The following is a 23,727-nucleotide window of genomic DNA, read 5'->3' on the forward strand; positions in this document are numbered from 1 at the left end:
CGGGCGCTGTCTCGGGCGCTGTCTCGGACGCCGTCTCGGGCGCTGCCACGGACGCCGTCTCGGGCGCTGCCACGACGCCACCTCGGACGCTGCCTCAGGCGCCGCCTCGGACGCCGTCCCGGGCTGCCTCGGGCAGGCCGAAGACACCTCTAGGGAAGGCCGGTCCAGGCGGGGCGGCGGGGGTCGTCGGCGCGGATGAGGGTGTCGGCGGCCGCGGCCGGGTCGGTCTCGGCCGCGTACCGGGCGAAGGCGGGCAGGGTCCAGCGTTCGGCCTCCCCGGTGCGGCGGGCCAGCGCGCCCGGGGAGAGCGCGATGTGCGCGCTGAAGTCGAAGGGGAACCAGTGCCCCAGCAGCAGCGGGCCGTGCAGGATCAGCACACCGCCCGGCGGGAGTTCGACGTACCGGCTGCGGGTGGCCCGGTCGGTGACCGGATCCCACAGATCGGGCAGCACCCGCCCGGTGCCGCCGGGCTCCAGCGGGTCGAAGACCTCGCGCCAGAGCGCCGCCGTGTCGTACCAGCCGCCGAGGTAGGAGTCGACGTCCTGCCGGCCGTGCTCGAAGCGGAGCGAGGCCGGCCGCAGGAAGCCCTCGGCGGCCACGGTCAGCACCGAACGCCCGTGCAGGCGGAGCGCGTCCGCGAGCAGCCCGGCGAGGGGGCCGGTGCCGGCGGCGGGCGCCCCGTCGACGGCCACCCTCAACCAGGCGTCTTCGGAGGCCCGTTCGTCGAGGTGCGCGGCGATGCGCTCGGCCAGCCGCTCCCAGGTGATCGCTTCGAGTTGATGCACGGTCCCATTGTCAGTGGTGGCCCGTAGCGTTTTTCAACGAGGGATCACCGGCGGGGCAGAGCCGTCGGGCCCGGCCTTGGGGAGGGGTCTGTCATGGCTCGCGAGACGACGTATCTGGAGCTGTCCCAGGACGGCGGGGGTGCGCACAAGTTCTACGAGGTGACCGTGGACGGCACGGCCGTCTCGGTGCGGTACGGCCGGATCGGCGCGGACGGCCAGCTGCAGAGCTCCTCGTTCCCGACGGCCGAGAAGGCGCGGGCCGCCGCCGCGAAGAAGATCGGCGAGAAGGTCCGCAAGGGGTACGCGCCGGCGGTCCCCGGGCAGCGGGCCGCGCGGGCGGTGACCCGCCGCCAGGTCGCCTCTGCGCCGTCCACGGCGCGGGCGGTGGCCCCGGTGCTGTGGCGGTTCCGGACGGGCGCCTCGGCCTTCGGCATCCACGTGGACGAGGACCGCTGCTGGGTCGGCAACCAGGCGGGGGACGTCTACACGCTGAGCCACGGCGGTGAGGTGCTGGCCCGGTACTCGCTGCCGGACGGGGTGAAGTGCCTGGTCGCGGACGAGTTCTGGATATACGCGGGATGCGATGACGGCACGGTGTACGACCTGTCGGCGAAGGTGCCGTTCGGGGCGTACGACATCGCGCCGGACGTGGACATCTTCTGGCTGGACATCCGTGAGGGCGTGTTGAACGTCTCCGATCGCAACGGCGGTCTGACGGTCATCGACCACGAGGAGGAGCACCAGTGGTCGCGGAAGTCCGAGGGCAGCAACGCGTGGATGGTGCGGGCCGACGAGCGCGCCGTCTACCACGGGCACACCCGGGGCGTGACGGCGTACGCGGCGGACGGCGGCAGCGAGCTGTGGCACGCGCCGACCAGCGGCGCAGTGCTGTTCGGCTGGCAGGAGGAGCACGCGGTGTACGCGGGCACCGGGCGGAACCTGGTGCAGCGGCTCTCGAAGGCGACGGGCGCGGTCGAGGCCTCGTACCGGTGCGATGCCGCGGTGTACGCGTGCGCGACGTCCCCCGACGGCCGGCATGTGTTCGCCGGTGACTCCAGCTCCTCGGTGTACTGCTTCGCCGCCGATGGGCGGCGGCTGTGGAAACTGGGCACCGGGAGCGGTTCCGCGCTGTCCATGCAGTACCTGGAGGAGCGTCTGTACCTGGTGACCACGGACGGTTCGCTGGTGTGCGTGGATGCGAGCGAGGCGGCCATCGCCGCCGCCCAGCAGGGCACGGTGCCGACGGCGGTGGACGTGAAGTCGGCGGCGGCGCTGCCCGTCTACACCCCGGCCGTGTCCGCGGCCGCGGTGGCGACGGTGTCGGCGGCCGCGGCGCCGGCGGGCGGTGTGGTGGTGGAGTGCGTCCAGCAGGGCGGGCGACTGCGGGTGCAGGTGGTCTCGGGCGGCTTCGAGCCCTCCTGGAACGTGCAGTTCCCTCGCGGCATCCGCGAGGTGGGCGCCCGGTACGTGGTGGACGGGCTGCATGCCTCCTCGGGAGGCTTCTACCGGGTGCGCGGAGAGATACGCCGGCTCGTCTGAGCGGCGGGGTCAGCGCCGGAAGGGGCGGCGGGACTTGAACCCACATCGCCCGGTTTTGGAGACCGGCGCTCTGGCCATTGAGCTACGCCCCTCCCGGCAGCGCCAGACTGCCATGCGGCCGGGGGCCGCGCCAGTGGATTCTCCGGCCGTGGGAGCAGGTCGGGTCCGGCACGTCGACGGTGAGCGGGGCACCGTCAGGGAGGGTGTAGGCGACCTGGAGGACCACCGGGTCGGTGCCGAGGTTGCGGCCGAGGTGGATGTGGTCGCGGCCGGCGGCCTCGACGAACATCGCGCCGGGCCGGCTGACTTCGACGGTTCCGTCGTGCAGGACCCGGGTGAGGGTGCCGGAGATCACGACGGCGAAGAGCGGGACGGGGTGGTAGTGCCAGCCCGTGGAATCGCCGGGATTGAGGGTGATTTGGTTGACCACCACATCGGCCGGCCACTGCGTCTTGAGCATCGTCATACCGTAGGACGAATATCGGCCGTTTCGGCGTATTCCCCGAAACACCGAACATCATCGGCGCCGAGGTGATAAGGCCCCCGGACGGCGGTATCAACTCTCCATGAACCTCGTGGTGTTCGAGCCGCTGAAGCAGATCAGCTGCGCGGAGTGCCGGACCGGTCCGATCCCGCACCTGGTCCGCGAATCCGGTGTGCCGCGCTGCCTGGACTGCGCCGACCTCGGGCATCTCGTCTACCTGCCGCGCGGCAATGCCGCGCTCACCCGCCGCGCCCGCGAGGGCAGTTCGCTCAGTGCCGTCGTCGTCCGCTTCAACAAGCGGCGCCGCCGGTACGAGCGGCAGGGCCTGCTCGTCGAAGGGGGTGCCCTGGCCCGGGCCGAACGGGCCTGCCTGGCCGACGCGGACGCCCGGGCCCGGCACCGGGACCGGGCCCGGGCGCGCCGGGCCGCCGAGGACATCCGGTTCACGGCGGCCTTCGCCGCCGAGATACGCCGGCTGTTCCCGGGCTGCCCGGCCGACCGCGCGCTGGCCATCGCCGCTCACGCTTCGGTGCGCGGCAGCGGCCGGGTGGGCCGCAGCGCGGCCGGCCGGGCTCTGGACGAGCTCGCCGTCTCGGTCGCGGTGCGGGCGGCTGTCCGGCACGACGACACCGAGTACGACGCGCTCCTGATGGCCGGAACTCCCCGGTTCCGGGCCAGGGCGCAGCTGGCGCCCCGGATCGACGCGATCCTGGACTCCTGGCGGATTCCGCCCCCGGCCACGGCCCAGGTCCGGGCTCCAGCCCCGGCCCCGGCCCCGGCCCCGGCCCCGGCCCCGGCCCCGGACAGGGCTAGTTGAGCCGGAACCTGCGGTACAGCAGCGCCCCGCCGAGCAGCAGCGCCCCGCCGCCCGGCAGCAGGTAGCCCATGCCGTCGGCCCCGGTCTGCGCCAGCGAGGAACCCGTCGGCTGCAGGGGTGCGGGCGCGGGTGCGGCCGCGGGCGGCGGTGTGACGGGCCGGGCCACGGCCGGCGGCCGCACGGGCTGCGGCCGGGTGGTGGGCCGCGTCCCGTTCACCGACTCGTTGCCGTGGGAGCCGTTCCCGACTCCGACCACGTTCACCGAGTTCCCGCTGACGTTGACCGGGAGCTGCACGGGCAGCTGGATGCCGTTGCCGGACAGCACCCCCGGCGAATCCTTTCCGCCCCCCTCGGCGACCGCTCCCCCGTGATTCCCGCCCCCCGGTTTGGACGGATGCGTGGACGGCCGCGACCCGGGATGCCCGGAACCCTTCCCGTCCGCGTTGACGCAGGTGTTTCCCGCGGCCGGGTTGAGCAGTCCGACCACGTTCACGGTGTTCCCGCAGACGTTGACCGGCGCGTGGACCGGCAGCTGCACCAGATTCCCGGCGAGCACCCCGGGCGACCGCTCCGCCTGCCCGCCCGCCTCCGCGTCGGCGAACGCGAACCCGCCGGCTCCGACCGAGACCGCACCTCCCACGACCACCGCCGCGATCAAGCCATTCCGACGACCCTGACGCATGAGCTTCCCTGCCTTCCGGAGTGTTCACGGGCGTTCCACCCGCACCGGAAACAACGCGGTAAACCCATACGGGTTATAGAGCCGGTAGGTATTTCACTCCATCGTGTACTCCGCCCTGCCTACTTCACGATTGATGGCCGACGCGCCCCCACACCGTCCGGCGCGGCACCCCGCTCGCCCTGGGGCAGGGGGCCCAGGACGACTCCGCCGAGCGCCTTCGCCACCCGCGGCGCGTAGTCCGGTACGAGCACGCGGATGTACCAGTTGCCGGCCGCCACGAGGGTGTGGTGGTACGGGGCGCCGCGGCCTGCGGCGATCGAGTCGCCCACCTCGTCGCGGCTGAACCGCTGCGGGTTCAGCACGTGGACGTCGTGCTCCACCCGGGCCCCGTCCATCACGGCCACACAGTCCAGGCCGGACCCGGCGGTCTCCGCGGCCGGCCGGCGCCTCAGCACCTCGCAGGTGATGCCCGCAGCCGCCATCGCCGCCACCACGTCGTCGGCCGTGGCGAACTCCGGGCCGACCGGAACCTCGCTCGGCATGGGCACGAGCGGCCGCCGCCCCTCCTCCCCGCTCCCGGACGGCATCCCGCAGCCGCCCAGCGCGAAGACCAGCGCAGCACAGACCGCCGCTACCCGAAAGGACGTTCCCAGGGGCGCCCTCACAGCTCAGTCCCTCCCCGGCGGAGTCGGCGCGGGCCCAGGGCTCGGGGACGGGGTGCCGGGCTCCGGAGCACCGGTCCCCGTGCCGGTGTGCGGGCCGGCGCCGTCGTCGTAGATCGGGCCGACCGAGACATGGTGCCCGCCCGGTGTCTGGGATTCCAGCTGGCGGATCGCGGTGGCCCGCTGCTCCTCGGTCAGCGCGTGCCACGCCATGGCGTCGTCGAGGTGAGGTTCCAGTCGGTCCCAGTTCTCTCCCCGGACCTTGATGTCGCCGCCACGGGCGCCCGATTCATCCCCGTGCTGCTCGTTCTTCTCCCGTACATCGGGAGTGTCGGCTGCGTAGAGGACGAAGCGCTGCTTGTCCGTTTCGGCCCCGTACGGCTGCTCGCTCAACTGTTTCAGGTGGAAGGCGCTGAGACGGATGTCCTCGTTCGGGTTCTCCTCGATGTACTTGGTGAGCTGCGCATCGCTGAGATCCCCGAGGAAGGTGCCGTCAGGCAGCGTGAACGACTCCCGGTACTCACGCATCGTGGCGCGCGCCGTCTCCGGCTTGATGTGGGTGATGCCGAGAGACTTGTCCGGCTTGATCGACTGCTGGAGCGCCCAGTTGAAGATCCGGCCGGCCTGGGTCAGCGGACCGCCCAGCCCGGGGCTGAAGTTCTGGTACCACTGCTGCTCCTGCCAGAGGACCGCCAGCAGCAGCTTGCGGCTGATGCCGGTTTCCGCTGCTGCGCGGTTCACGGCCGCGATCTGCATCGGTGAGACGTTGATCGGGTGCAGGCCGTCCGTGCCACCCGCCAGGGCCAGGGCGATGGCGATCGGCGAGCCGGGGGTGAGCGCTTCCCTGGCTAGCTTCGGGTCCGAGACGGTGGTGAGGCCCTCGATGGTGCGGAGGGAGCGTGCGGCTTCCGTATCGGCGTCGGTGGCCTTGCGCAGCGCATCGGTGATGATGCCTTGCGCATGGTTGACCGAGGCCAGATGCTCCGTGCTGCCCTGCGGCACCATCACCGGCCGGGACAGCTGCACCCGGCCGCTCTCGTCGACCTTCAGCTCGCGGCTGCGCGCGTACTCCAGGGCACTGCGCAGGTCTCCCTGAGCGCCGGATATCGCATCGGCCAGGGTGTCGTAGACCTTGGCCATGCCGCGCAGTGCCAGTGCGGCCGTCTCGTAGTCGTCGGCGTGCTTGACGAAGGTCTCGGTGGCCGCGCGGCCGGTGTCTCCCGTCCAGCATCGGTTGACGGTGCGGGCGACGTCCTCGCGGGCGTACGCGCCAAGGGTGTCGCACTGCTTCGCCACGGCCACCGCGTCATCGGCTGCCGCACGCCACTTCTGCGGGTCCGCCTGGTTCAGTTCGGGTACGGAGACCATCAGACGTCCTCCAGCACGCCGCCGGCTGCGCGCAGGCGGTCGGCGATCGCCCGGTCCTCGCCGATCGTGACGTTCATGCCGCGGGTGAGAGCGTCGGCCGCATCGTCCACCAGGTCGGCGAGCTCCCGCAGCCTGCGCTGCCAGGCACCGACGCAGTCGTCGCTGGCCGGGCCGGCCGTCCAGCCTGCGTGTAGCCCGCCGACCGCTTCCGCGTCGTCCAGCGTCGACTTGCCGCGAGCGTCGGCATTCGCCGTCCGAAGACCGGACGCCGAGGAGCGAACCGGTCCGTCGGCCAGCCCGAGATCGGCTGCGTCCGCTGATGGGCTCGGCCCCGGTTGGGGTCCGGGGGCAGGGCTGGGATTACCGCCGGCGGACGCGTGACGCATGGTCGCCTCGCCCTTCGCACGTAACCACTCTTCATCGAACGTCATGGATCCCACCTTCGCACGGACGTGCTTGCCCATGTTCGGTCGATTCCGGGCAGCGGACGGGCTCCCGTTCGTCCCGGTTCCGGGACCGCTCATGGGCCTGCGGCCGGGCTGAGGGCGCGGATCGGGTCCGGGGAGGGGGTGCCGGTGGGCCACCAGTCGGATTCGGAGGGGCGGGACTCGTAGGCGTACCAGAGGCCGTCGCGGCCCAGGCGGAGTTGGCGGGTGGCGGCGGTGAGGTGGTTGCGGTGCGGGCGGAAGGGGCCGTGGCCGGCGGCGAGGAGGGCGGGGCGGGCACGGTCGAAGGGGCCGGCCGGCGGGTCCCAGGGTTCGTCGAGGGCGGCGAGGCCGGCCGGGCCGCCCTGGCGCCAGGCCGCGGCCGCGCGGGCGAGGTCGGTGGTGGTGCGGCCGGTGGCGTGGGCCAGGTCGCGGTAGAGGCGGCGGGCGGTGGCGGTGAGGCCGGATGTGGGGTGGGCGGAGGCCAGCCGGACGGCGTCCTGCCACAGGGTGAGCCCGGCGGACGGGTCCTCGCCGGTGCAGAGCAGGGCGAGGGCGCGGGCGGCCGCGTCGGTGGCGAGCTGGTCCAGGGCGAGCGGGTCGGGGGCGGCCGGGTCCCCCGGGTAGGCCGGGGGTGCGCCTGCGGTGGTGGGCGGCGCGGGCGGGGCGGGCAGCGGCGCCAAGGCGCGGGAGAGCGCCGTACGGGCCGGGATGCCGGGGAAGTCCGGGGTGGACGCCGGCTGTTCGCGGGCCGCGTGGGCGGCGTTGAGCCGGGTGAGTTCCTCGAGGAGCTCCCGCTCGCCGCGGCCGCGCAGCAGCAGGAGGACGAACGGGTCCTGGTCGAGGAGGCGGGCCGTGCGGTAGCAGAGGGCGGCCGCGTGTTTGCAGGGCGGGCGGCCGGTGTCCGGGCAGGAGCAGTGCGGGAGCAGATCGCCGGGTCCGGGGAGGATCCGCTCCGCGAGGGAGCGCGGGACCTCCCGCTCGACGAGCGCGGCGAGAGCGGCCGGGTCGGCCGCGAGGCCGGCGAGGAGGTCGCTCCATTCCCCGTCGGTGAGGGCGGTCAGGGCGAGTTCGGTGCGGTAGGGGCGGGGGCGGCTGCCCCGGACGTACGCCACGATCCGGCCGGGGGTGACGGTGATGGCGTCGACCTGTCCCGAGGCCGCGTAGTCGCGGCCGCGCGCCAGCCGGGCGGAGTCGCGCGAGAGCTGCTCCAGCGCCTCGGTCCAGGCCCGGCCCCACCAGGTGGCGGGGTCGGCTCCCGGCGGCACGGAGTCGAAGGTGCGGCGGCGGTCGTCCCTGGCGGTGATCATGCGGGCCTGCGCAGGGAGACGAGGTCGGCGAGCTCCCGGTCGGTGAGCTCGGTGAGGGCGGCTTCGCCGGAGCCGAGGACCGCGTCGGCGAGGGCGCGTTTCATCTCCAGCATCTCGGCGATGCGGTCCTCGACGGTGCCTTCGGCGATGATGCGGTGGACCTGGACGGGCTGGGTCTGGCCGATCCGGTAGGCGCGGTCGGTGGCCTGTTCCTCCACGGCCGGGTTCCACCAGCGGTCGTAGTGGATGACGTGGGCGGCCCGGGTCAGGTTCAGTCCGGTGCCGGCCGCCTTCAGGGAGAGCAGGAAGACGGGGACCTCGCCGGACTGGAAGCGGTCCACGAGCTCCTCGCGGCGCGGCACCGGGGTGCCGCCGTGCAGCAGCTGCGAGTTGATCCCGCGGGCGGCCAGGTGTTTCTCCAGGATCCGGGCCATGGTGACGTACTGGGTGAAGACCAGCACCGAGCCGCCCTCGGCCAGGATGGTGTCCAGCAGCTCGTCGAGCAGGGCGAGTTTGCCCGAGCGGTGCGGGATCCGGGGCGGGTCCTCCTTCAGGAACTGCGCCGGGTGGTTGCAGATCTGTTTGAGGGAGGCGAGCAGCTTCATGATCATGCCGCGGCGTTCGATGCCCTCGCTGGCTTCGATCACCGCCATCGCCTCGTCCACCGCCGCCTGGTAGAGGGAGGCCTGCTCCCGGGTGAGGGACACCGGGTGGTCCGTCTCCGTCTTCGGGGGGAGTTCGGGCGCGATGCCCGGGTCGGACTTCTTGCGGCGGAGCAGGAAGGGGCGGACCAGCGCCGCGAGCCGGGCTACCGCCTCCTCGTTGGCCCCGTCCTCCTGCTGCTGCTGTTCCACCGCCCGCGCGTGCCGGGCCCGGAACGCCGTCAGCGGTCCGAGCAGCCCGGGCGTGGTCCAGTCGAGCAGCGCCCACAGTTCGGAGAGGTTGTTCTCCACCGGGGTGCCGGTCAGCGCCACCCGGGCCGGCGCCGGGATGGTGCGCAAGGCCCGCGCGGTCGCCGAATGCGGGTTCTTCACGTGCTGGGCCTCGTCCGCGACGACCATCCCCCACGGCTGCTCGGCCAGCCGGGCGGCGCCGGCCCGCATGGTCCCGTACGTGGTGAGGACGAAACCGCCGGGGAGGCCGTCGAGGGTGCGGCCGGCCCCGTGGTAGCGGCGGACCGGGACGCCGGGCGCGAACCTCTCGATCTCCCGCTGCCAGTTGCCGAGGAGGGAGGCGGGGCAGATGACCAGGGTGGGCTCGGGGCGGGCCCGGTGCAGGTGCAGGGCGATCAGGGTGACGGTCTTGCCGAGGCCCATGTCGTCGGCGAGGCAGCCGCCGAGGCCGAGGGAGGTCATCCGGTCGAGCCAGGCCAGGCCCCGCGCCTGGTAGTCGCGGAGGGTGGCCTTGAGGCCGGACGGCTGCGGCAGCGGGGCGAGTTCCCCGGTCAGCCGGTCCCGGAGGGCGGCCAGCGCCCCGACCGGCACCGCGGGCACCGGCTCCCCGCCCACCTCGGCGGTGCCGCCGAGTACGACGGCCAGCGCCTCCACCGGGTCCAGCAGGCCGAGTTCCCGCTTGCGCGCCTTGCGGACCAGCTCCGGGTCCACCCGCACCCACTGGTCCCGGAGCCGCACCACCGGCCGGTGCGCCTGGGCGAGGGCGTCCATCTCGCCGGGGGTGAGCCGGTCGCCGCCGAGGGCGAGCTCCCAGGAGAAGGAGAACAGCCCGGCCGCGTCGAAGAATGCGGTGCCGTCGGTGGCGGAGCCGGGCGCGGTGGACCGCACCACGGCGGTGGCGGTCAGCGTACGGGCGAGCTCCCGCGGCCAGTGCACGAGGACCCCGGCGTCGGCGAGCCGGGTCGCGGCCGTGCCGAGGAGCTCCTCCAGCTCGGGGTCGGACAGCGGGAGCGCATCGGGCACCGGCTGGTCGAGGAGCCGCAGCAGCGGGGGCCACACCCGGGCGGCCCGGCGCAGCGCGAGCACGGCGTCGACCCGGGTGCGCGGACCGAACCCGGCGGCGGCCGTGCCCGCCCACAGCTGCGCGGCGTCGGTGACGAGGGTCGGGTCGGCGAGGCTGTGCAGCTGGACCACGGCGGCGCCCGCGCGCCGGATGTCCTCCGGCTCGGCCTCGTCGAAGAGCCGGTACGAGGACAGGTCGAGCCGGAGCGATATGCCGACGCCCGCGTCGGAGCCGGCCGCGACCTGGGCGGCCCAGTCCTGTATCCCGGGCACCCGCTGCGGCTCGGCCGCCGCGAAGGGCCGGCCGACGGCGAACGGGGCGGCCGGGGTGCGGGGCAGGGTGTCGGCGACGGCATCGAGGAAGGCCCGGACCAGCGCCTCCGGCTCGGGCAGCTGGAGCGGGCGGCGCCCGGCCAGGGGGCATGCGTATCCCTCGTACGGCAGGGCGGCCGCGACCGCGCGGAGCTGGGCGACATCCGCGGCGTCCAGCGGGCCGGCCCGCCAGGCGTCGTACCCCTCCGGGGTCAGGCCGGGCAGCAGGCGCCCCCGCGCGACCAGCGCCAGGGCCTGCCGGGCGGCGACTCCCCAGCAGCGGGTGGCGGGGTGGGCCGCCGGATCCTGGGCAGCCCGCACCAGCAGCGGGAGCGCATCGGTGACGGACAGGATCACGGCGGGCACGGTCCGGCTCCGCACGCCGGCGCCGTGCGGCCGCACCACGGTGAGCTCGACGGGGGCTCCGGCGTCCGCGGGGAGGGGGTCTCCGTCGGGGCACCAGAAGGCAATGCGGCTCTCCCGGGGCACGGCGGCGTGCAGGAAGAGCGCGGCGCGCCGGCGGAGCCCGGAGCCCGCCCCGGCCATGGGGGCGCCGGGCGCGGGCAGTGGGTCGGCCGTCCTCAGCGGGGCGGGGCGGCCCGGTGCGACCGTCATGGCGGGCTCCCTCCCTCGGCTCTGGTTTCGACTCGACTCGGCGCGGCTCGGCTCGGCAAGGACATCCGCCTCGGCCGACTCGGCGCGGATATCACTGCTGCCGAGTCTAGGTCCGGCTACTGACAACACCGCTGACCTGCACAGACACCCGGCCTGGGCGGGGCCGGGCGTCAGCCGGAGGACCAGCGGCCCAGCTCGCTCGCGTACCCGTACTGGGGGCGGCCGGCAGCGGCGCTGGTGCGCAGGGCCCGGCCGTTGTCGTCGATGCGGGTCACGCCGGAGCCGGCCGGGCCGGTCCAGCGCAGCTCTGCGTACCAGTCGCAGTCGCAGCCGGTCGTGGACGCTTCGATGCGCAGCACCACCGGGTCGTCGGCGGTGACGCGCAGCGGGAACACCGGGGCGGGAAGGGGCCGTTCCCCGTCGTGGCCGGTGACCGGACGGGCCAGCGGCCGGGGTGCGTCCAGGTTGACGGCGAAGCCCGCGGGGGTGAGCGAGCCGCCGCAGCCCTGGGACATCAGGTAGACGTTCCAGGGCGGCGGGGTGCGCCGCGCGGTCACCCGTACCTCCAGGTCCTGCAGGACGACGGCGCCTTGGCCGGTGCCGTGCACGGTCACCTCGACGATCTGCTGCCCGGCGTGCACGGCCTGCCGGGCCGCCGCCCAGGCCGGTGCGTCCGCCTCCACCGGGGGCGGGGGCACCGCCTGCGGCTGTTGCCGGAGCAGATAGGCGTGGTCGCAGCCGTTGGTCCAGACGTGCGAGCGGACGGCGGTACGCAGCGATGCGGTGCCGGCCGGGGGCGCGGAGGCATTCGACCCCGGCGCCGGGCCGCTGCCGGTGCCGCCCGAAACGGACCCGCTCGGACTGGAACTCGGACTCGGACCAGAACTCCGACTCGGACTCGGGCTTGGGCTTGGGCTCAGGGTCCCGTCGGCGCCTCGGCCCGGTCCGGAGGACGTGCCGGTCGGCTGCTGCCCGCCCGCCCCCGCGCCCGCGCCTGCCGACGGGGCGGAGGTGCCGCTCCGGGCGCCGGCGGCCCCGTCCGCCCCGCCCGCTCCCGAGGAACCGGCCATGGCCAGTCCGGTGGCGGCCAGCGCGACCGCCGCCACCCCCACGGCCGCCCCGGCGACGGCCCGCCGCCCCCGATACCAACGGCCCCGCCCGTGGCCGTTGGGCCCGCCGGCCGGCACCGCCGCCACCGCGCCCGGCTCCCCGGTCACCCCGCCGTCGGGCCCCGCCCCGCCCCGACCCTCCGGTACGACGACGACCCCCTCCGGGGGACGTCGCTCCGCCCCCGCGGCCGGCACGGCCTCAGCCCCATCGGCCAGCCCGACGGCCGGCGCCGGCGCCGCCACCGCGCCCGGCTCCCCGCTCGCCCCGCCGTCGGGGCCCGCCCCGCCCCGACCCTCCGGTACGACGACGACCGCCTCCGGGGGACGTCGCTCCACCCCCGCGGCCGGCACGGCCTGAGGCCCACCGGCCGGCACCGCCGCCACCTGACCCTCCGGTACGACGACCGCGTCCGGGGGACGTCGCTCCGCCTCCGCGGCCGGCACGGCCTGAGGCCCATCGGCCGGCCCGCCGCCCGTGACCGGCACCCGGTCGACGCCCGCCTCCGGTGCGGCATCCGCGCTCTGGTCCGCCTCCTCGTCCGGCGTCGCCGGCCCGCCGGCCGACGCCCGCCCCCTGCCGTCCACCACACCGCCGGGCCCGTCGGCGGGCGTCGACCGCTCCGCCCCGGGCGCAACCCCGGCCGCCGCTCCGTACTGCGGCTCGGTGCCCCGCTGCACCTGGGGCGCGTGCTCCGGCGCCGGTGCAGCCCCGGCCGCCGGCTCGGAGGCCCGCTCGGGTCGGGTGGCTTCCGCCTGCCCCTCGGCCGGCAAGGGCCCCTGCCCCGCATCGGGCGCCGGCCGCCGGGGGCCAGGCTGGGCACCCGGCCCCGGCCCCGGCTCGTCCGCCGGGCCGGGTGTGCCGTGGACCGGCCTGCCGGGCGCCGCGGCCGTGCCCCGACCCAACGGCACCCGCTCCGCGCGGGCCGCCGCCCTTCGCCTCGCGTCCGCCAGCAGCCAGGCCCGGTGCAGGTCCACCGCCTCCCCCGGCGAGGCCCCGCAGGCCCGCGCGAAGCGGTCCACCGCCGCGAACTCCGTCGGCACCGCCTCGCCGTTGCAGTACCGGTGCAGCGTCGACGTACTGGTGTGCAGCTTGCGCGCGAGGGTCCCGTAACTCAGCCCGGACCGCTCCTTCAGCTCCCGCATCAGCCGCGCAAACATCGCCGTTTCGTCCACGGCGCGCCCCCCATCCCCTGCCGGCACCCCCTGGCACCGTCCCGAGCGGCCGTTCCATGCCGGGGGTGTTCCCCCAGGTGACAGCACGTACGGCCATTCCAGTGTCCCGAATCCGCCGCGATCCGTCGCCCGACACCCCGGTCCGGGGGAATGCTGACCGAGCATCCGCACCACACTCACGACAACGGGGAGCACCACCATGCTCAAGCGCCTCGGCACCACTGTCACCGCCGTCCTCGCGGCCACCGCCGCCCTCACCCTCACGGCCTCGGCCACTGCCACGGCCGCCACCGCCCCCGGGTTCATCACCGGCCGCGACCTGCCCCCGCACCCGACCTCGCCGTGGTTCACCGGCCCGGTCACCGCGGGACTGCCCGAGTGGCCGGTGTTCTGCCTGGAGGGCGCCCTGCCGACGGCCAAGACCTGGCACCGCACCTTCGGCACCGAGTTCGACACCGGCGCCCTGCAGATCTCGGTGCGGACCGCTTCCGGCGCCGCGGCCGCCAAGCTGGCCGCGGCCCTGGAGCGCAAGGTGGCGGCCTGCGCCGCCGACTGGCTGCGGACCAACCCGGGCGGCACGGCCTCCTGGCAGGACTACGGAAAGATCAAGGTCGAGGAGGGGGCGCACGTCTACGGGGTGCACACCTCGATCCCCGAGTCCGAGCCCGGCGTGGGCCTCTACGGCATCGGGCGCGACGGCTCCACGGTGACCGTCGTGAAGTGGAGCCAGATGGGACACCTGTCCGACGCCCCGGTCCCGGCCTTCAAGAAGACCACGACCACGGCCGTCAACAAGCTCAACCCGTAGCCGTACGGGTCCCCAGTGGGACCGGGGGCTCGGGGGGGATCGGGGGACCCGGGGGACCCGGGGGATCGGGGGGACCCGGGGGCCCGGAGGAACCGGGGGCCCGGAGGAACCGGGGGCCCGGAGGAACCGGGGGCCCGGAGGAACCGGGGGGTCGGGGGGCCCGGAGGAACCGGGGGGTCGGGGGCCCGGAGGAACCGGGGGCCCGGAGGAACCGGGGGCCCGGAGGAACCGGGGGGTCGGAGGAACCGGGGGGTCGGGGGGTCCGGGGGGTCGGAGGAACCGGGGGGTCGGGGGGTCCGGGGGTCCGGGGGTCCGGGGGTCCGGCAGACCGTGGGGACCGGGGAACGGGGGGACCCGGTAGGCGGGGGAACCCGGTAGGACCGGGGGCCGGCGGCACCGGTGGGACCATGGAAGGGCACGGGAAGCTGAGCCCGGGAGGCGAGGTCCATGCGTTCCGGAAACGAGCCGGTGACCGCCCGCAGCCCGCTGCGCCTGCGGTTCTGGCTGGGTGTCTGGGGGCTGCTCTGGGCCGCCGGCGGGACGGCCGCCTTCTCGCTGGCGGGCCGCCCGGGGTGGGCGGCCGCCTGCGGGGTGCTGGCCCTGATCGTGGTCGTGGACCTGGTCATGGTGGTCCGGCACATCCGCCAGGGGCCGCACTACCAGCCCGGCCCGGACATCCCGCCGTACGAGCCGCCCCGCGGGTGAGGACCCGGAGGTGCCCCAGCGGGCGCGGGCCCGCGGGTGGGGCTCAGCCCTCGAAGCGGGCCGCCTCCAGGTACTCGGGCTGCGGGTCCAGGGCAGCGGCCAGCCGGAAGTGCTTGCGGGCCGGCCCGGGCCGTCCGGCCCGCTGGTGGGTGCGGGCGAGGGCGAAGTGCGCGAACGCGTTGTCCGGCTCCCGCTCCAGCACCAGCTCGAACTCGAGCTCGGCGGGCCTCAGTTGGGCCGCCGCGAAGAAGGCGCGGGCGCGCAGCAGCCGGGCCGCGGTGTTCTCGGGGTGGGCCGCGATGACCGAGTCGAGGAGCCGCACCGCGCCGCGCGGGTCCCGGGCCGCCAGCAGCTGCTCGGCGGCGCGGTAGTCGATGACGTGCGTCTCGGGGCTGGCGGAGGACGGCGTGGGCTGCCTTGTCTCGGACACAGTGTGTCTCCTTCCCTCTACGGGCGCCTTCAACGCCCCGACCCCGCCCGCTATTCCATGAACACGTCAGCGAGCGCGGCGCGCGGCTCAGGCTCGGACACCACCTAGGAGGCGCCCGCTCGCGCGGTGAGCTCCGCCCACACCTTGCGGACCTGCGGCTCCAGCTCCTCCAGCGGCCCGTTGTTGTCGATCACCAGGGTGGCGACGGCCAGCCGCTGCTCGCGCGTGGCCTGGGCCGCCATCCGGGCCCGCGCCTCTTCCTCGGCCATGCCGCGCAGCCCGGTGAGCCGGGCGAGCTGGGTCTCGGCCGCGGCGTCCACCACGACCACCAGGTCGTACAGCGGGGCGAGCCCGTTCTCGGCGAGCAGCGGTACGTCGTGCACGACGATCGCGTCGGGCCCGGCGGCGGCCTCCAGCTCGGCCGACCGGGCCCCGACCAGCGGGTGCACGATGGCGTTCAGGGCGGCCAGCTTCGCCGGGTCGGCGAAGACGATCGAGCCGAGTTTCGGCCGGTCGAGGTCTCCTTCGGGGGTGAGCACCGACTCCCCGAAGGTCTCGACCACGGCCGCGAGACCGGGCGTGCCCGGTTCCACGACCTCCCGCGCGATGCGGTCCGCATCGACGATGACCGCCCCGTACCCCGCCAGCAGCCGCGAGACCTCGCTCTTGCCGGCACCGATTCCGCCTGTCAGGCCCACCTTCAGCATGGGCCGCAGCTTAATCTCCCGCCACGACGCACACGACGCCCACGACGGCTACGACGGCTACGACGGCTACGACGGCCAGGATGGCCATCGCGGCCGCGCCGCCCCCGCCATCCGCCGCCCCCGCTATCCGTCGCCCTCGCGCTCCGCCAGGAAGCGTTCGAACTCGCGCCCGATCTCATCGGCCGAGGGGATCTCGGCCGGCTCGGCGATCATGTTCCCGCGGGTCTCGGCGCCAGCCGCCGCGTCGTACTGGTGCTCCAGGCCCTGCACCAGCGTGACCAGCTCCTCGTCGCCCTCGCGGATCTGCCGGTCGATCTCCGTCTGGGTGCGGTGCGCCTCCGTGCGCAGCGCGTGCGCCACGCCCGGCAGGACCAGGCCGGTCGCCGCCGTGATGGCTTCCAGGGTGGTCAGGGCCGCATCCGGGTAGGGCGAGCGCGCGACGTAGTGCGGGACGTGCGCGGCGACACCGAGGACGTCGTGCCCTGCCTCGGCGAGCCGGAACTCGACCAGGGATTCCGCGCTGCCCGGCACCTGCGCCTCGTCGAAGGGGCTGCGGTGGCCCGGCATCAGGTCGGTGCGGTTGCCGTGCGGGGTGATGCCGACGGGGCGGGTGTGCGGGACGCCCATCGGGATGCCGTGGAAGTTGACCGAGAGCCGGACTCCGAGGCGCTCGATGATCTGCCGGACGGCGATCGCGAACCGCTCCCACTCCACATCCGGTTCCGGCCCGGAGAGCAGCAGGAAGGGGGCGCCGGTGGCGTCCTGGACGATCCGCACCTCCAGCTTGGGCGCGTCGAACTCGGTCCAGCGGTCGCGCTGGAAGGTCAGCAGCGGCCGGCGGGCCCGGTAGTCGACCAGCCGGTCGGCGTCGAAGCTGGCCACCAGCTGGTGCGGCAGCGTGTCCAGGAGCCGCTCGACGATCTGCTCCCCCGTCTCACCTGCGTCGATGTATCCCTCGAAGTGGTAGAGCATGACCAGTCCGGCCGAGTCCTGGGCGAGCGCCAGGTCGACCACCGCCAGGCCTTGCGCGTCCCATGCGTACAAACCCTTTGGATCCAGCACCCTCACCACTCCTCCTCGCCGCGTTCTCTGACAGGAACGTCCAAGGAGTCCGCACCATTCCCCAGTTGACGCGCCCGACACACGAAAGCGCCATGAACGCCGCACACTTCCTCAAGTCGAGGGAGGACGCCATCGCCACCACGCGGCAGCCCGGCAACGCTCAAACGGAGTGCACGCAGAAAACGCAGTGCACGCCTGTGCATGCATGTGCACCCAGAAAACGCAGTAAACGCAGTAAACGCAGTAAGGCCCGCCCCCGAAGGGGGCGGGCCTTACCGTTTCAGCTCAGCTCACGCCGAGGCGTGATGCGCTGCTGCGATCAGCTCTGGCCGCCGGCCAGCTTCTCGCGGAGCGCGGCCAGGGCCTCGTCCGAGGCGAGCGCACCGGCGTTGTCGTCCGACTCCGAGGAGTACGAACCACCGGAGATGCCCGCACCGGCGCCGGCACCGGCGGCCGGGGCGGCAGCACCCTCGGCAGCGGCGGCCTCGTCGGCCTCGCGGCTCTTGATGACCTGCGCCTGGTGCTGCTCGAAGCGGACCTGCGCCTCGGCGTACTGGCGCTCCCACTCCTCGCGCTGCTTCTCGAAGCCCTCGAGCCAGTCGTTGGTCTCGGGGTCGAAGCCCTCGGGGTAGATGTAGTTGCCCTGGTCGTCGTAGGACGCGGCCATGCCGTACAGGGTCGGGTCGAACTCGACCGACGCCGGGTCGGCACCGAAGGACTCGTTGGCCTGCTTCAGGGACAGCGAGATCCGGCGACGCTCGAGGTCGATGTCGATGACCTTGACGAAGATCTCGTCGTTGACCTGGACGACCTGCTCCGGGATCTCCACGTGGCGCTCGGCCAGCTCGGAGATGTGGACCAGGCCCTCGATGCCCTCGTCCACGCGGACGAACGCACCGAACGGAACCAGCTTGGTGACCTTACCCGGGACGACCTGGCCGATCTGGTGGGTCCGGGCGAACTGCTGCCACGGGTCCTCCTGGGTCGCCTTCAGCGACAGGGAGACACGCTCGCGGTCCATGTCGACGTCGAGGACCTCGACGGTGACTTCCTGGCCGACCTCGACAACCTCGGACGGGTGGTCGATGTGCTTCCAGGACAGCTCGGAGACGTGGACGAGACCGTCGACGCCACCCAGGTCCACGAAGGCACCGAAGTTGACGATCGAGGAAACGACGCCGGAGCGGACCTGGCCCTTCTGCAGGGTGGTGAGGAACGTCTGGCGGACCTCGGACTGGGTCTGCTCCAGCCAGGCACGGCGGGACAGGACCACGTTGTTGCGGTTCTTGTCCAGCTCGATGATCTTCGCCTCGAGCTCCTTGCCCACGTAGGGCTGGAGGTCGCGGACGCGGCGCATCTCGACGAGGGAGGCCGGCAGGAAGCCACGGAGGCCGATGTCGAGGATGAGACCACCCTTGACGACCTCGATGACGGTACCGGTGACGATGCCGTCTTCTTCCTTGATCTTCTCGATCGTGCCCCAGGCACGCTCGTACTGAGCGCGCTTCTTGGACAGGATCAGACGGCCTTCCTTGTCCTCCTTCTGGAGAACCAGGGCCTCGATCTCGTCGCCGACCTTGACGACCTCGTTCGGGTCGACGTCGTGCTTGATCGAGAGCTCGCGGCTCGGGATGACGCCTTCGGTCTTGTAACCGATGTCGAGCAGGACCTCGTCCCGGTCGACCTTCACGATGACGCCGTCGACGATGTCGCCGTCGTTGAAGTACTTGATCGTCTCGTCGATCGCGGCGAGGAAGGCTTCCTCGTTACCGATGTCGTTGACCGCTACCTGCGGAGTGGTGGTGGCGGTGGTCTCGGTGCTGCTCGTCATGTGGGAAAGGGCTCCGGTTACGGACAGAAGGTCGTAGGTACTGCTACGCCGGGAGCCCTTATCGCCTCTGCATACGCCGGACAGCCAAGGAGGCCCGGATTCGCCGCACGAAACGGCGAGGGCCTCGAAAACCGAGGGGACAACAACAGAGCGAGCGCAGCCTGCTAGGTCTGAGGAGCACAGGCTCGCAGCGCAACTTGTAGCATACGGGGGCAGCCGGACAGGGTCAATGCGCGAAGGCGCACACCCGGGGCAGATCGCCGCATACCCGGCACAACTCGTGGGCGAGCGACCGCCTCAGCCCGTCCCAAAAGCTTTTTCGCAGACTACGACGATGGGCCCAATGAACCAAGAGGACTACGCCCCGGAAGACGCGTACGACGCGCAGGACGACGCCGAGGCCACGCGCCGTGACGCCGGGGATGCGGAGAGCAGCCGGGCCAGCCGCGGCTGGTGGGACCGCAACGCCGACGAGTACCAGAGCGAACACGGAGCGTTCCTCGGGGACGACCGCTTCGTATGGGGACCGGAAGGTCTGGACGAGGCCGAGGCCGCCCTGCTGGGCCCGGCCGCGGACCTGAAGGGCAAGGACGTACTGGAGATCGGCGCCGGCGCGGCCCAGTGCTCGCGCTGGCTGGCCGCCCGCGGCGCCCGCCCGGTCGCCCTGGACCTCTCGCACCGCCAGCTCCAGCACGCCCTGCGGATCGGCGGGGACGTACCGCTCGTCGAGGCGGACGCCGCCGCGCTGCCGTTCCGCGACGGCTCCTTCGACCTGGCCTGCTCCGCGTACGGCGCGATCCCCTTCGTCGCCGACCCGGTGAACGTGATGCGCGAGGTGCACCGGGTGCTGCGCCCCGGCGGCCGCTGGGTCTTCTCCGTCACCCACCCCCTCCGCTGGGCCTTCCCCGACGAGCCGGGCCCCGAGGGCCTGTCCGTCTCCGCCTCCTACTTCGACCGGACCCCGTACGTGGAGCAGGACGAGCAGGGCCGGGCCGTGTACGTCGAGCACCACCGGACGATCGGCGACCGGGTCCGTGACGTGGTCGCGGGCGGTTTCCGGCTGCTCGACCTGGTCGAGCCGGAGTGGCCGGCCTGGAACAGCCAGGAGTGGGGCGGCTGGTCCCCGCTGCGCGGCAACCTGATCCCGGGCACGGCGATCTTCGTCTGCGAACGGGACTGAGGAGGTACGGCGCGTGATCCGTTCCGCCGCCCTGGACGCGCTGCCCGTCCGCGAGGCCGTCCCCTCCCTCGTGGAGGCGCTCGACGCGCACGGCACCGCGGTGCTGTGCGCCCCGCCCGGCACCGGCAAGACCACGCTGGTGCCGCTGGTGCTGGCCGGCCTGGTGGGCGGCGGGCCGCGGCGCCGGGTGGTGGTGGCCGAGCCGCGGCGGATCGCGGCCCGGGCGGCGGCCCGCCGGATGGCCTGGCTGCTGGGCGAGGCCGTGGGCGCCTCGGTCGGCTTCACCGTGCGCGGCGAACGCGTGGTCGGCCCGGACTGCGCGGTGGAGGTGGTCACCACCGGCGTCCTGCTCCAGCGCCTCCAGCGCGACCAGGAACTCGCCGGCGCCGACGTGGTCATCCTCGACGAGTGCCACGAGCGGCACCTGGACGCGGACACCGTCGCGGCCTTCCTGCTGGACGTACGGGCGGCCCTGCGGCCGGAGCTGCGGCTGGTCGCGGCCTCCGCGACCACCGATGCGGCGGGCTGGGCGCGGCTGCTCGGCGACGCCCCGGTGGTGACGGCGGCCGGGGTCTCGCATCCGGTGGAGGTGGTGTGGTCCCCGCCGGCCCGGCCGGTGCGGCCGCCGCACGGAATGCGGGTGGATCCGGCGCAGCTGGCGCACGTGGCCGCCGTGGTGCGGCGGGCGCTGGCGGAACGTTCCGGTGACGTCCTGGTCTTCCTTCCCGGGGTCGGGGAGATCTCCCGGGTGGCCGGGCAGCTGGCCGGGGTGGACGCGGAGGTCCTGCAGATCCACGGGCGGGCTCCGGCGGCCGTCCAGGACGCGGTCCTGGCCGGCTCCGGGCCCGGTGCGGGCCGCCGGGTGATCCTGGCGACCGCCGTCGCGGAGTCCTCGCTGACGGTTCCGGGGGTCCGGGTGGTGGTGGACGCGGGTCTGGCCCGGGAGCCGCGGGTGGACCACGCGCGGGGACTGGGCGCGCTGACGACCGTACGGGCGTCCCGGGCGGCGGCGAAGCAGCGCGCCGGCCGGGCCGGCCGGGAGGCCCCGGGCACCGTCTACCGCTGCTGGCCGGAGGCCGAGCACGGCCGGCTCCCCGCCTTTCCCTCCCCCGAGATCCGGATCGCCGACCTGGCACAGTTCGCCCTTCAGGCGGCCTGCTGGGGCGACCCGGACGCGACCGGGCTGGCCCTGCTGGACCCGCCGCCGGCCGGGGCGATGGCCGCCGCCCGGGAGGTGCTGGCCGCGGTGGGTGCGGTGGACGCGGAGTCGGGGCGGGCGACGGACCGGGGCGTACGGATGTCCCGCCTCGGCCTGCACCCGCGGCTGGCCCGCGCCCTGCTGGACGGGCCGCCGGGGGCCGCGGAGGTGGTCGCGCTGCTGAGCGAGGAGCCGCCGCGGGAGTACGGGGACGATCTGGCGGGGGCGTGGCGGGCGGCGCGGCGCGGGGGCGACGGGTACGCCGCGCGCTGGCGCGCCGAAGCGACCCGGCTGCGCCGCGCCCTGGGCTCCTCTGCGCCCGCCCCCGCCGGCGGGCCCGGCGCGGGCACCGCCGCGCGGAGCCCGTCCCCCGCCCCGCCCGACGACACCACCGCCGGGCTGGTCGCGGCTCTGGCGTTCCCGGAGCGGGTCGCCAGGGCCAAGGGGGAAGGCGCGTTCCTGATGGCCAACGGGACCGGGGCCGAGCTCGGCGACGGCTCCGGGCTGCGCAGCGCGCCCTGGCTGGCCGTGGCCGTCGCCGACCGGTCCGCGCACTCCGCCTCCGCCCGGGTGCGGCTCGCGGCCGTGATCGACGAGGAGACCGCCAAGGCCGCTGCCTCGCACCTGCTGTCCGAAGGGGAGGAGGTGCACTGGGAGGAGGGTGATGTCGTCGCCCGCCGGGTGAGCCGGGTGGGCGCGATCGAGCTGACCGTACGCCCGCTGCGCGACCCCGACCCCGAACCGGTCCGGGAGGCCCTGCTCGACGGGCTGCGCCGTGACGGGCTCGGCCTGCTGCGCTGGACCCCGGACGGAGCGGGGCTCCGGTCCCGGCTCGGCTTCCTGCACCGGACGCTCGGCGGCGACTGGCCCGACGTACAGGACGAGGCACTGCTGGCGCGGGCCGGCGACTGGCTGGAGCCCGAGCTGTCCCGGGCCCGGCGCCGCGCCGACCTGGGCCGGATCGACGCCGGACAGGACCTGACCCGGCTGCTGCCCTGGGCGACCGGGGAGGCGGCCCGGCTGGACGAGCTGGCTCCGGAGCGGCTGGAGGTGCCGTCCGGGTCCCGGATCCGGGTGGACTACTCCGCCGAGCAGCCCGTCCTCGCGGTGAAGCTCCAGGAGCTGTTCGGGCTCGCCGAGACCCCCAGGGTGGGCGGAACGCCGGGGGTGCCCGTGCTCGTCCATCTGCTGTCGCCCGCCGGCCGGCCCGCGGCCGTGACCGCCGACCTCGCCTCCTTCTGGCAGGGCGGCTACCGCGCGGTGCGGGCCGAGCTGCGCGGCCGCTACCCCAAGCACCCGTGGCCGGAGGACCCTGCGACCGCCGAGCCCACCCGGCACACCAACGCCAGGCTCAGGCGGGGATAGTCGGCCCGGCACCGGCAAGTCCGGCTCCGGACGAACCCGCGCCGGACGGCCCGGCTTCGGACGGCTCGGCTCCGGACGGCCCGCGCCGGCTGCGGGCCTCCAGCCACAGGGCCAGCCCGAGCAGGGCGAGCCCGGTGACGCCGAGGCCGATCGGCGCGTACGTGTGCAGGGCGAGCACCTTGGTGCGGTTCGCGGAAACCAGGTCCACGGTGTGCCTGATGTAGTCCTCGCGCATCTTCACGTGCCCGGAGAAGGCGGTGAGTTTGCCACCCTCGCCGCTCGCGGCGATGCCGCCGCGCAGCTCCTGCTCCATGATCTGCTCGCCGTTGACCGGCGCGCCGGTGACCGGGTCGACCCAGAACATCCTCTTGGCCGTGTACCAGAGGGTGGTTCCGGTGGTCGCCTCGATGGTCGCCGGGTCGATGCCCTCGATCGGCATCTTCTTCGGCATGGGCACCTTGGTCCACGGGACGGTCTGCTCGAAGTAGTAGACGTCCATCCCGCGGAACGTCCGCGGGCCCACGTAGTGGATCGGCGCGGAGGTGCGGGTCTGCGCGTCGAAGTAGAGGTAGTCGCGGGGCTCGGTGAAGAAGGGGAACTTGAACTCGATGCCCTCGCGCTTCACCTCGTCCCCGTCGACCATCTCGCCGGTGGCGTGCACCGGGTCCTGGGTGTGGGCGTCGAAGATGTACCGCTCGGGTATCTGGGAGACCATCTTCCCGTCCGGTCCCACGACGTGGGAGAGCCCGTCCCAGACCACCACGTCCTTGCCGGCGCTCGCCTCGATCTCGCGGGAGGCTTCGACGTTGCCCTTGAGGGTCTGGATGATCGTGACCTTGTCGACCTTCTTGGGCTTCATGCCGTCGAAGTAGTCGAGGAGGGTCGCGTCCTTCGCCTCCAGCACGATCTCCTGGTACTGGTTCGGGGGGATCTTGGCGAGCCGGGGGTACGCGTACCAGCGCAGCAGCGGCGCGAGTGCGGTGCAGAACACCGCGAGGGCGAGCAGGACCAGGCTGGCTCGGCGTCGCACGGTCGGCCTCCTCTACTGTCCGGGCGCGGCGGGCGCGGTGGTGAGCAGGGGCTTGGGCGAGGTCTTGCCCTCCGGCACGCCCAGCGCCGTGATGGCGAAGACGATGGCCAGCGCGAAGCCCAGCCCGATGGCGGCGGCGACGAGTGCGCGCATGCCGGAGCCTCCGAGATCTGAT

Annotated in this window: 21 protein-coding genes and 1 tRNA gene; 6 read left to right on the forward strand and 16 right to left on the reverse strand. The window is 74.1% G+C overall.

The annotated features are described in order from the left end of the window. Positions 1-149 precede the first annotated feature (149 nt). Positions 150-785: a uridine kinase gene (locus tag AB0447_RS13955; protein ID WP_366476853.1), complete on the reverse strand. Its 636-nt coding sequence runs from the start codon at positions 783-785 to the stop codon at positions 150-152. Positions 786-878: 93 nt separating this feature from the next. Here AB0447_RS13955 and AB0447_RS13960 point away from each other — a divergent pair, with 93 nt between their 5' ends. Then, positions 879-2,324 (forward strand): WGR domain-containing protein, encoded by a 1,446-nt coding sequence (locus AB0447_RS13960; protein ID WP_366476854.1) that lies wholly within the window; start codon positions 879-881, stop codon positions 2,322-2,324. A gap of 19 nt (positions 2,325-2,343) precedes the next feature. Here AB0447_RS13960 and AB0447_RS13965 read toward each other — a convergent pair. Together AB0447_RS13965 and AB0447_RS13970 are read right to left on the reverse strand one after the other, a co-directional pair. Next, positions 2,344-2,416, reverse strand: a tRNA-Trp gene (locus AB0447_RS13965). Further along, complete coding sequence (locus AB0447_RS13970; RefSeq protein ID WP_366476855.1) at positions 2,407-2,784, reverse strand: cupin domain-containing protein; 378 nt, start codon at positions 2,782-2,784, stop codon at positions 2,407-2,409. Before AB0447_RS13970 ends, AB0447_RS13965 begins: the two co-directional genes overlap by 10 nt. Before the next feature lie 106 nt (positions 2,785-2,890). On the opposite strand from AB0447_RS13970, the gene AB0447_RS13975 reads away from it, so the two are divergent. Continuing rightward, positions 2,891-3,625, forward strand: a complete 735-nt coding sequence (locus AB0447_RS13975) for a DUF2293 domain-containing protein (RefSeq protein WP_366476856.1) — start codon at positions 2,891-2,893, stop codon at positions 3,623-3,625. On the opposite strand, the gene AB0447_RS13980 is transcribed toward AB0447_RS13975, so the two are convergent. The 7 genes from AB0447_RS13980 to AB0447_RS14010 form a co-directional block, all read right to left on the reverse strand. Continuing rightward, the gene (locus AB0447_RS13980) at positions 3,618-4,271 is read right to left on the reverse strand and encodes a chaplin (RefSeq protein WP_366476857.1); all 654 of its coding nucleotides are present in this window, start codon (positions 4,269-4,271) and stop codon (positions 3,618-3,620) included. The genes AB0447_RS13975 and AB0447_RS13980 overlap by 8 nt on opposite strands. Positions 4,272-4,426: 155 nt before the next feature. Further along, on the reverse strand, positions 4,427-4,849 hold the full coding sequence (locus AB0447_RS13985; RefSeq protein ID WP_366476858.1) for a hypothetical protein: 423 nt from the start codon (positions 4,847-4,849) through the stop codon (positions 4,427-4,429). A 126-nt stretch (positions 4,850-4,975) separates the two neighbouring features. Further along, positions 4,976-6,337, reverse strand: coding sequence for a hypothetical protein (locus tag AB0447_RS13990; protein WP_366476859.1), 1,362 nt, complete (start codon positions 6,335-6,337; stop codon positions 4,976-4,978). Continuing rightward, a complete protein-coding gene (locus tag AB0447_RS13995; protein ID WP_366476860.1) occupies positions 6,337-6,768 on the reverse strand; it encodes a hypothetical protein in 432 nt (143 codons plus the stop codon). Before AB0447_RS13995 ends, AB0447_RS13990 begins: the two co-directional genes overlap by 1 nt. A gap of 89 nt (positions 6,769-6,857) precedes the next feature. Further along, positions 6,858-8,072, reverse strand: coding sequence for an SWIM zinc finger family protein (locus tag AB0447_RS14000; protein WP_366476861.1), 1,215 nt, complete (start codon positions 8,070-8,072; stop codon positions 6,858-6,860). Next, entirely contained in the window at positions 8,069-10,885 is a 2,817-nt protein-coding gene (locus tag AB0447_RS14005) for a DEAD/DEAH box helicase (protein ID WP_366476945.1), read from the reverse strand. Before AB0447_RS14005 ends, AB0447_RS14000 begins: the two co-directional genes overlap by 4 nt. Before the next feature lie 239 nt (positions 10,886-11,124). Continuing rightward, entirely contained in the window at positions 11,125-13,236 is a 2,112-nt protein-coding gene (locus AB0447_RS14010; RefSeq protein WP_366476862.1) for a helix-turn-helix domain-containing protein, read from the reverse strand. Positions 13,237-13,435: 199 nt separating this feature from the next. On the opposite strand from AB0447_RS14010, the gene AB0447_RS14015 reads away from it, so the two are divergent. Both AB0447_RS14015 and AB0447_RS14020 read left to right on the forward strand, forming a co-directional pair. After that, positions 13,436-14,044 (forward strand): hypothetical protein, encoded by a 609-nt coding sequence (locus AB0447_RS14015; protein ID WP_366476863.1) that lies wholly within the window; start codon positions 13,436-13,438, stop codon positions 14,042-14,044. A gap of 447 nt (positions 14,045-14,491) precedes the next feature. Beyond that, the gene (locus tag AB0447_RS14020) at positions 14,492-14,749 is read left to right on the forward strand and encodes a DUF6343 family protein (RefSeq protein WP_366476864.1); all 258 of its coding nucleotides are present in this window, start codon (positions 14,492-14,494) and stop codon (positions 14,747-14,749) included. Between the two features lie 43 nt (positions 14,750-14,792). Here AB0447_RS14020 and AB0447_RS14025 read toward each other — a convergent pair whose 3' ends face one another. The 4 genes from AB0447_RS14025 to rpsA all read right to left on the reverse strand — a co-directional run bounded on the left by AB0447_RS14025 (position 14,793) and on the right by rpsA (position 18,779). Then, on the reverse strand, positions 14,793-15,179 hold the full coding sequence (locus tag AB0447_RS14025; protein WP_366476865.1) for a tetratricopeptide repeat protein: 387 nt from the start codon (positions 15,177-15,179) through the stop codon (positions 14,793-14,795). Between the two features lie 104 nt (positions 15,180-15,283). Further along, the gene (gene coaE, locus AB0447_RS14030) at positions 15,284-15,886 is read right to left on the reverse strand and encodes a dephospho-CoA kinase (protein ID WP_366476866.1); all 603 of its coding nucleotides are present in this window, start codon (positions 15,884-15,886) and stop codon (positions 15,284-15,286) included. A gap of 123 nt (positions 15,887-16,009) precedes the next feature. After that, complete coding sequence (locus AB0447_RS14035) at positions 16,010-16,948, reverse strand: PAC2 family protein (RefSeq protein ID WP_366476867.1); 939 nt, start codon at positions 16,946-16,948, stop codon at positions 16,010-16,012. A 319-nt stretch (positions 16,949-17,267) separates the two neighbouring features. Then, positions 17,268-18,779 (reverse strand): 30S ribosomal protein S1, encoded by a 1,512-nt coding sequence (gene rpsA / locus AB0447_RS14040; protein ID WP_366476868.1) that lies wholly within the window; start codon positions 18,777-18,779, stop codon positions 17,268-17,270. A gap of 343 nt (positions 18,780-19,122) precedes the next feature. Here rpsA and AB0447_RS14045 point away from each other — a divergent pair, with 343 nt between their 5' ends. Beyond that, complete coding sequence (locus AB0447_RS14045) at positions 19,123-19,959, forward strand: class I SAM-dependent methyltransferase (protein WP_366476869.1); 837 nt, start codon at positions 19,123-19,125, stop codon at positions 19,957-19,959. A gap of 13 nt (positions 19,960-19,972) precedes the next feature. After that, positions 19,973-22,522, forward strand: coding sequence for an ATP-dependent helicase HrpB (gene hrpB / locus AB0447_RS14050; protein ID WP_366476871.1), 2,550 nt, complete (start codon positions 19,973-19,975; stop codon positions 22,520-22,522). On the opposite strand, the gene AB0447_RS14055 is transcribed toward hrpB, so the two are convergent. Continuing rightward, positions 22,509-23,552 carry a DUF3068 domain-containing protein gene (locus tag AB0447_RS14055; protein ID WP_366476872.1) on the reverse strand — a complete coding sequence of 348 codons (1,044 nt, stop codon included), beginning with the start codon at positions 23,550-23,552 and terminating at the stop codon, positions 22,509-22,511. The two genes, hrpB and AB0447_RS14055, sit on opposite strands and share 14 nt — an antisense overlap. A gap of 12 nt (positions 23,553-23,564) precedes the next feature. Continuing rightward, positions 23,565-23,705: an SPW_0924 family protein gene (locus AB0447_RS14060; protein WP_366476873.1), complete on the reverse strand. Its 141-nt coding sequence runs from the start codon at positions 23,703-23,705 to the stop codon at positions 23,565-23,567. Positions 23,706-23,727: the final 22 nt, after the last annotated feature.

Origin of the sequence: Streptomyces sp. NPDC051211 (assembly GCF_040689505.1) — a bacterium.
In the GTDB taxonomy this organism is placed as follows: domain Bacteria; phylum Actinomycetota; class Actinomycetes; order Streptomycetales; family Streptomycetaceae; genus Streptomyces.

What these genes read in the sequence shown, in the direction of transcription:
- AB0447_RS13960 (WP_366476854.1), top strand. Translation starts at nt 879, where the DNA reads ATGGCTCGCGAGACGACGTATCTGGAGCTGTCCCAGGACGGCGGGGGT.
- AB0447_RS13990 (WP_366476859.1), bottom strand. Translation starts at nt 6,337, where the DNA reads ATGGTCTCCGTACCCGAACTGAACCAGGCGGACCCGCAGAAGTGGCGT.
- AB0447_RS14045 (WP_366476869.1), top strand. Translation starts at nt 19,123, where the DNA reads ATGAACCAAGAGGACTACGCCCCGGAAGACGCGTACGACGCGCAGGAC.
- AB0447_RS14000 (WP_366476861.1), bottom strand. Translation starts at nt 8,072, where the DNA reads ATGATCACCGCCAGGGACGACCGCCGCCGCACCTTCGACTCCGTGCCG.
- rpsA (WP_366476868.1), bottom strand. Translation starts at nt 18,779, where the DNA reads ATGACGAGCAGCACCGAGACCACCGCCACCACCACTCCGCAGGTAGCG.
- AB0447_RS13995 (WP_366476860.1), bottom strand. Translation starts at nt 6,768, where the DNA reads ATGACGTTCGATGAAGAGTGGTTACGTGCGAAGGGCGAGGCGACCATG.
- AB0447_RS14060 (WP_366476873.1), bottom strand. Translation starts at nt 23,705, where the DNA reads ATGCGCGCACTCGTCGCCGCCGCCATCGGGCTGGGCTTCGCGCTGGCC.
- AB0447_RS14020 (WP_366476864.1), top strand. Translation starts at nt 14,492, where the DNA reads ATGCGTTCCGGAAACGAGCCGGTGACCGCCCGCAGCCCGCTGCGCCTG.
- AB0447_RS14005 (WP_366476945.1), bottom strand. Translation starts at nt 10,885, where the DNA reads ATGGCCGGGGCGGGCTCCGGGCTCCGCCGGCGCGCCGCGCTCTTCCTG.
- coaE (WP_366476866.1), bottom strand. Translation starts at nt 15,886, where the DNA reads ATGCTGAAGGTGGGCCTGACAGGCGGAATCGGTGCCGGCAAGAGCGAG.
- AB0447_RS13975 (WP_366476856.1), top strand. Translation starts at nt 2,891, where the DNA reads ATGAACCTCGTGGTGTTCGAGCCGCTGAAGCAGATCAGCTGCGCGGAG.
- AB0447_RS13970 (WP_366476855.1), bottom strand. Translation starts at nt 2,784, where the DNA reads ATGCTCAAGACGCAGTGGCCGGCCGATGTGGTGGTCAACCAAATCACC.
- AB0447_RS14015 (WP_366476863.1), top strand. Translation starts at nt 13,436, where the DNA reads ATGCTCAAGCGCCTCGGCACCACTGTCACCGCCGTCCTCGCGGCCACC.
- AB0447_RS13985 (WP_366476858.1), bottom strand. Translation starts at nt 4,849, where the DNA reads ATGCCGAGCGAGGTTCCGGTCGGCCCGGAGTTCGCCACGGCCGACGAC.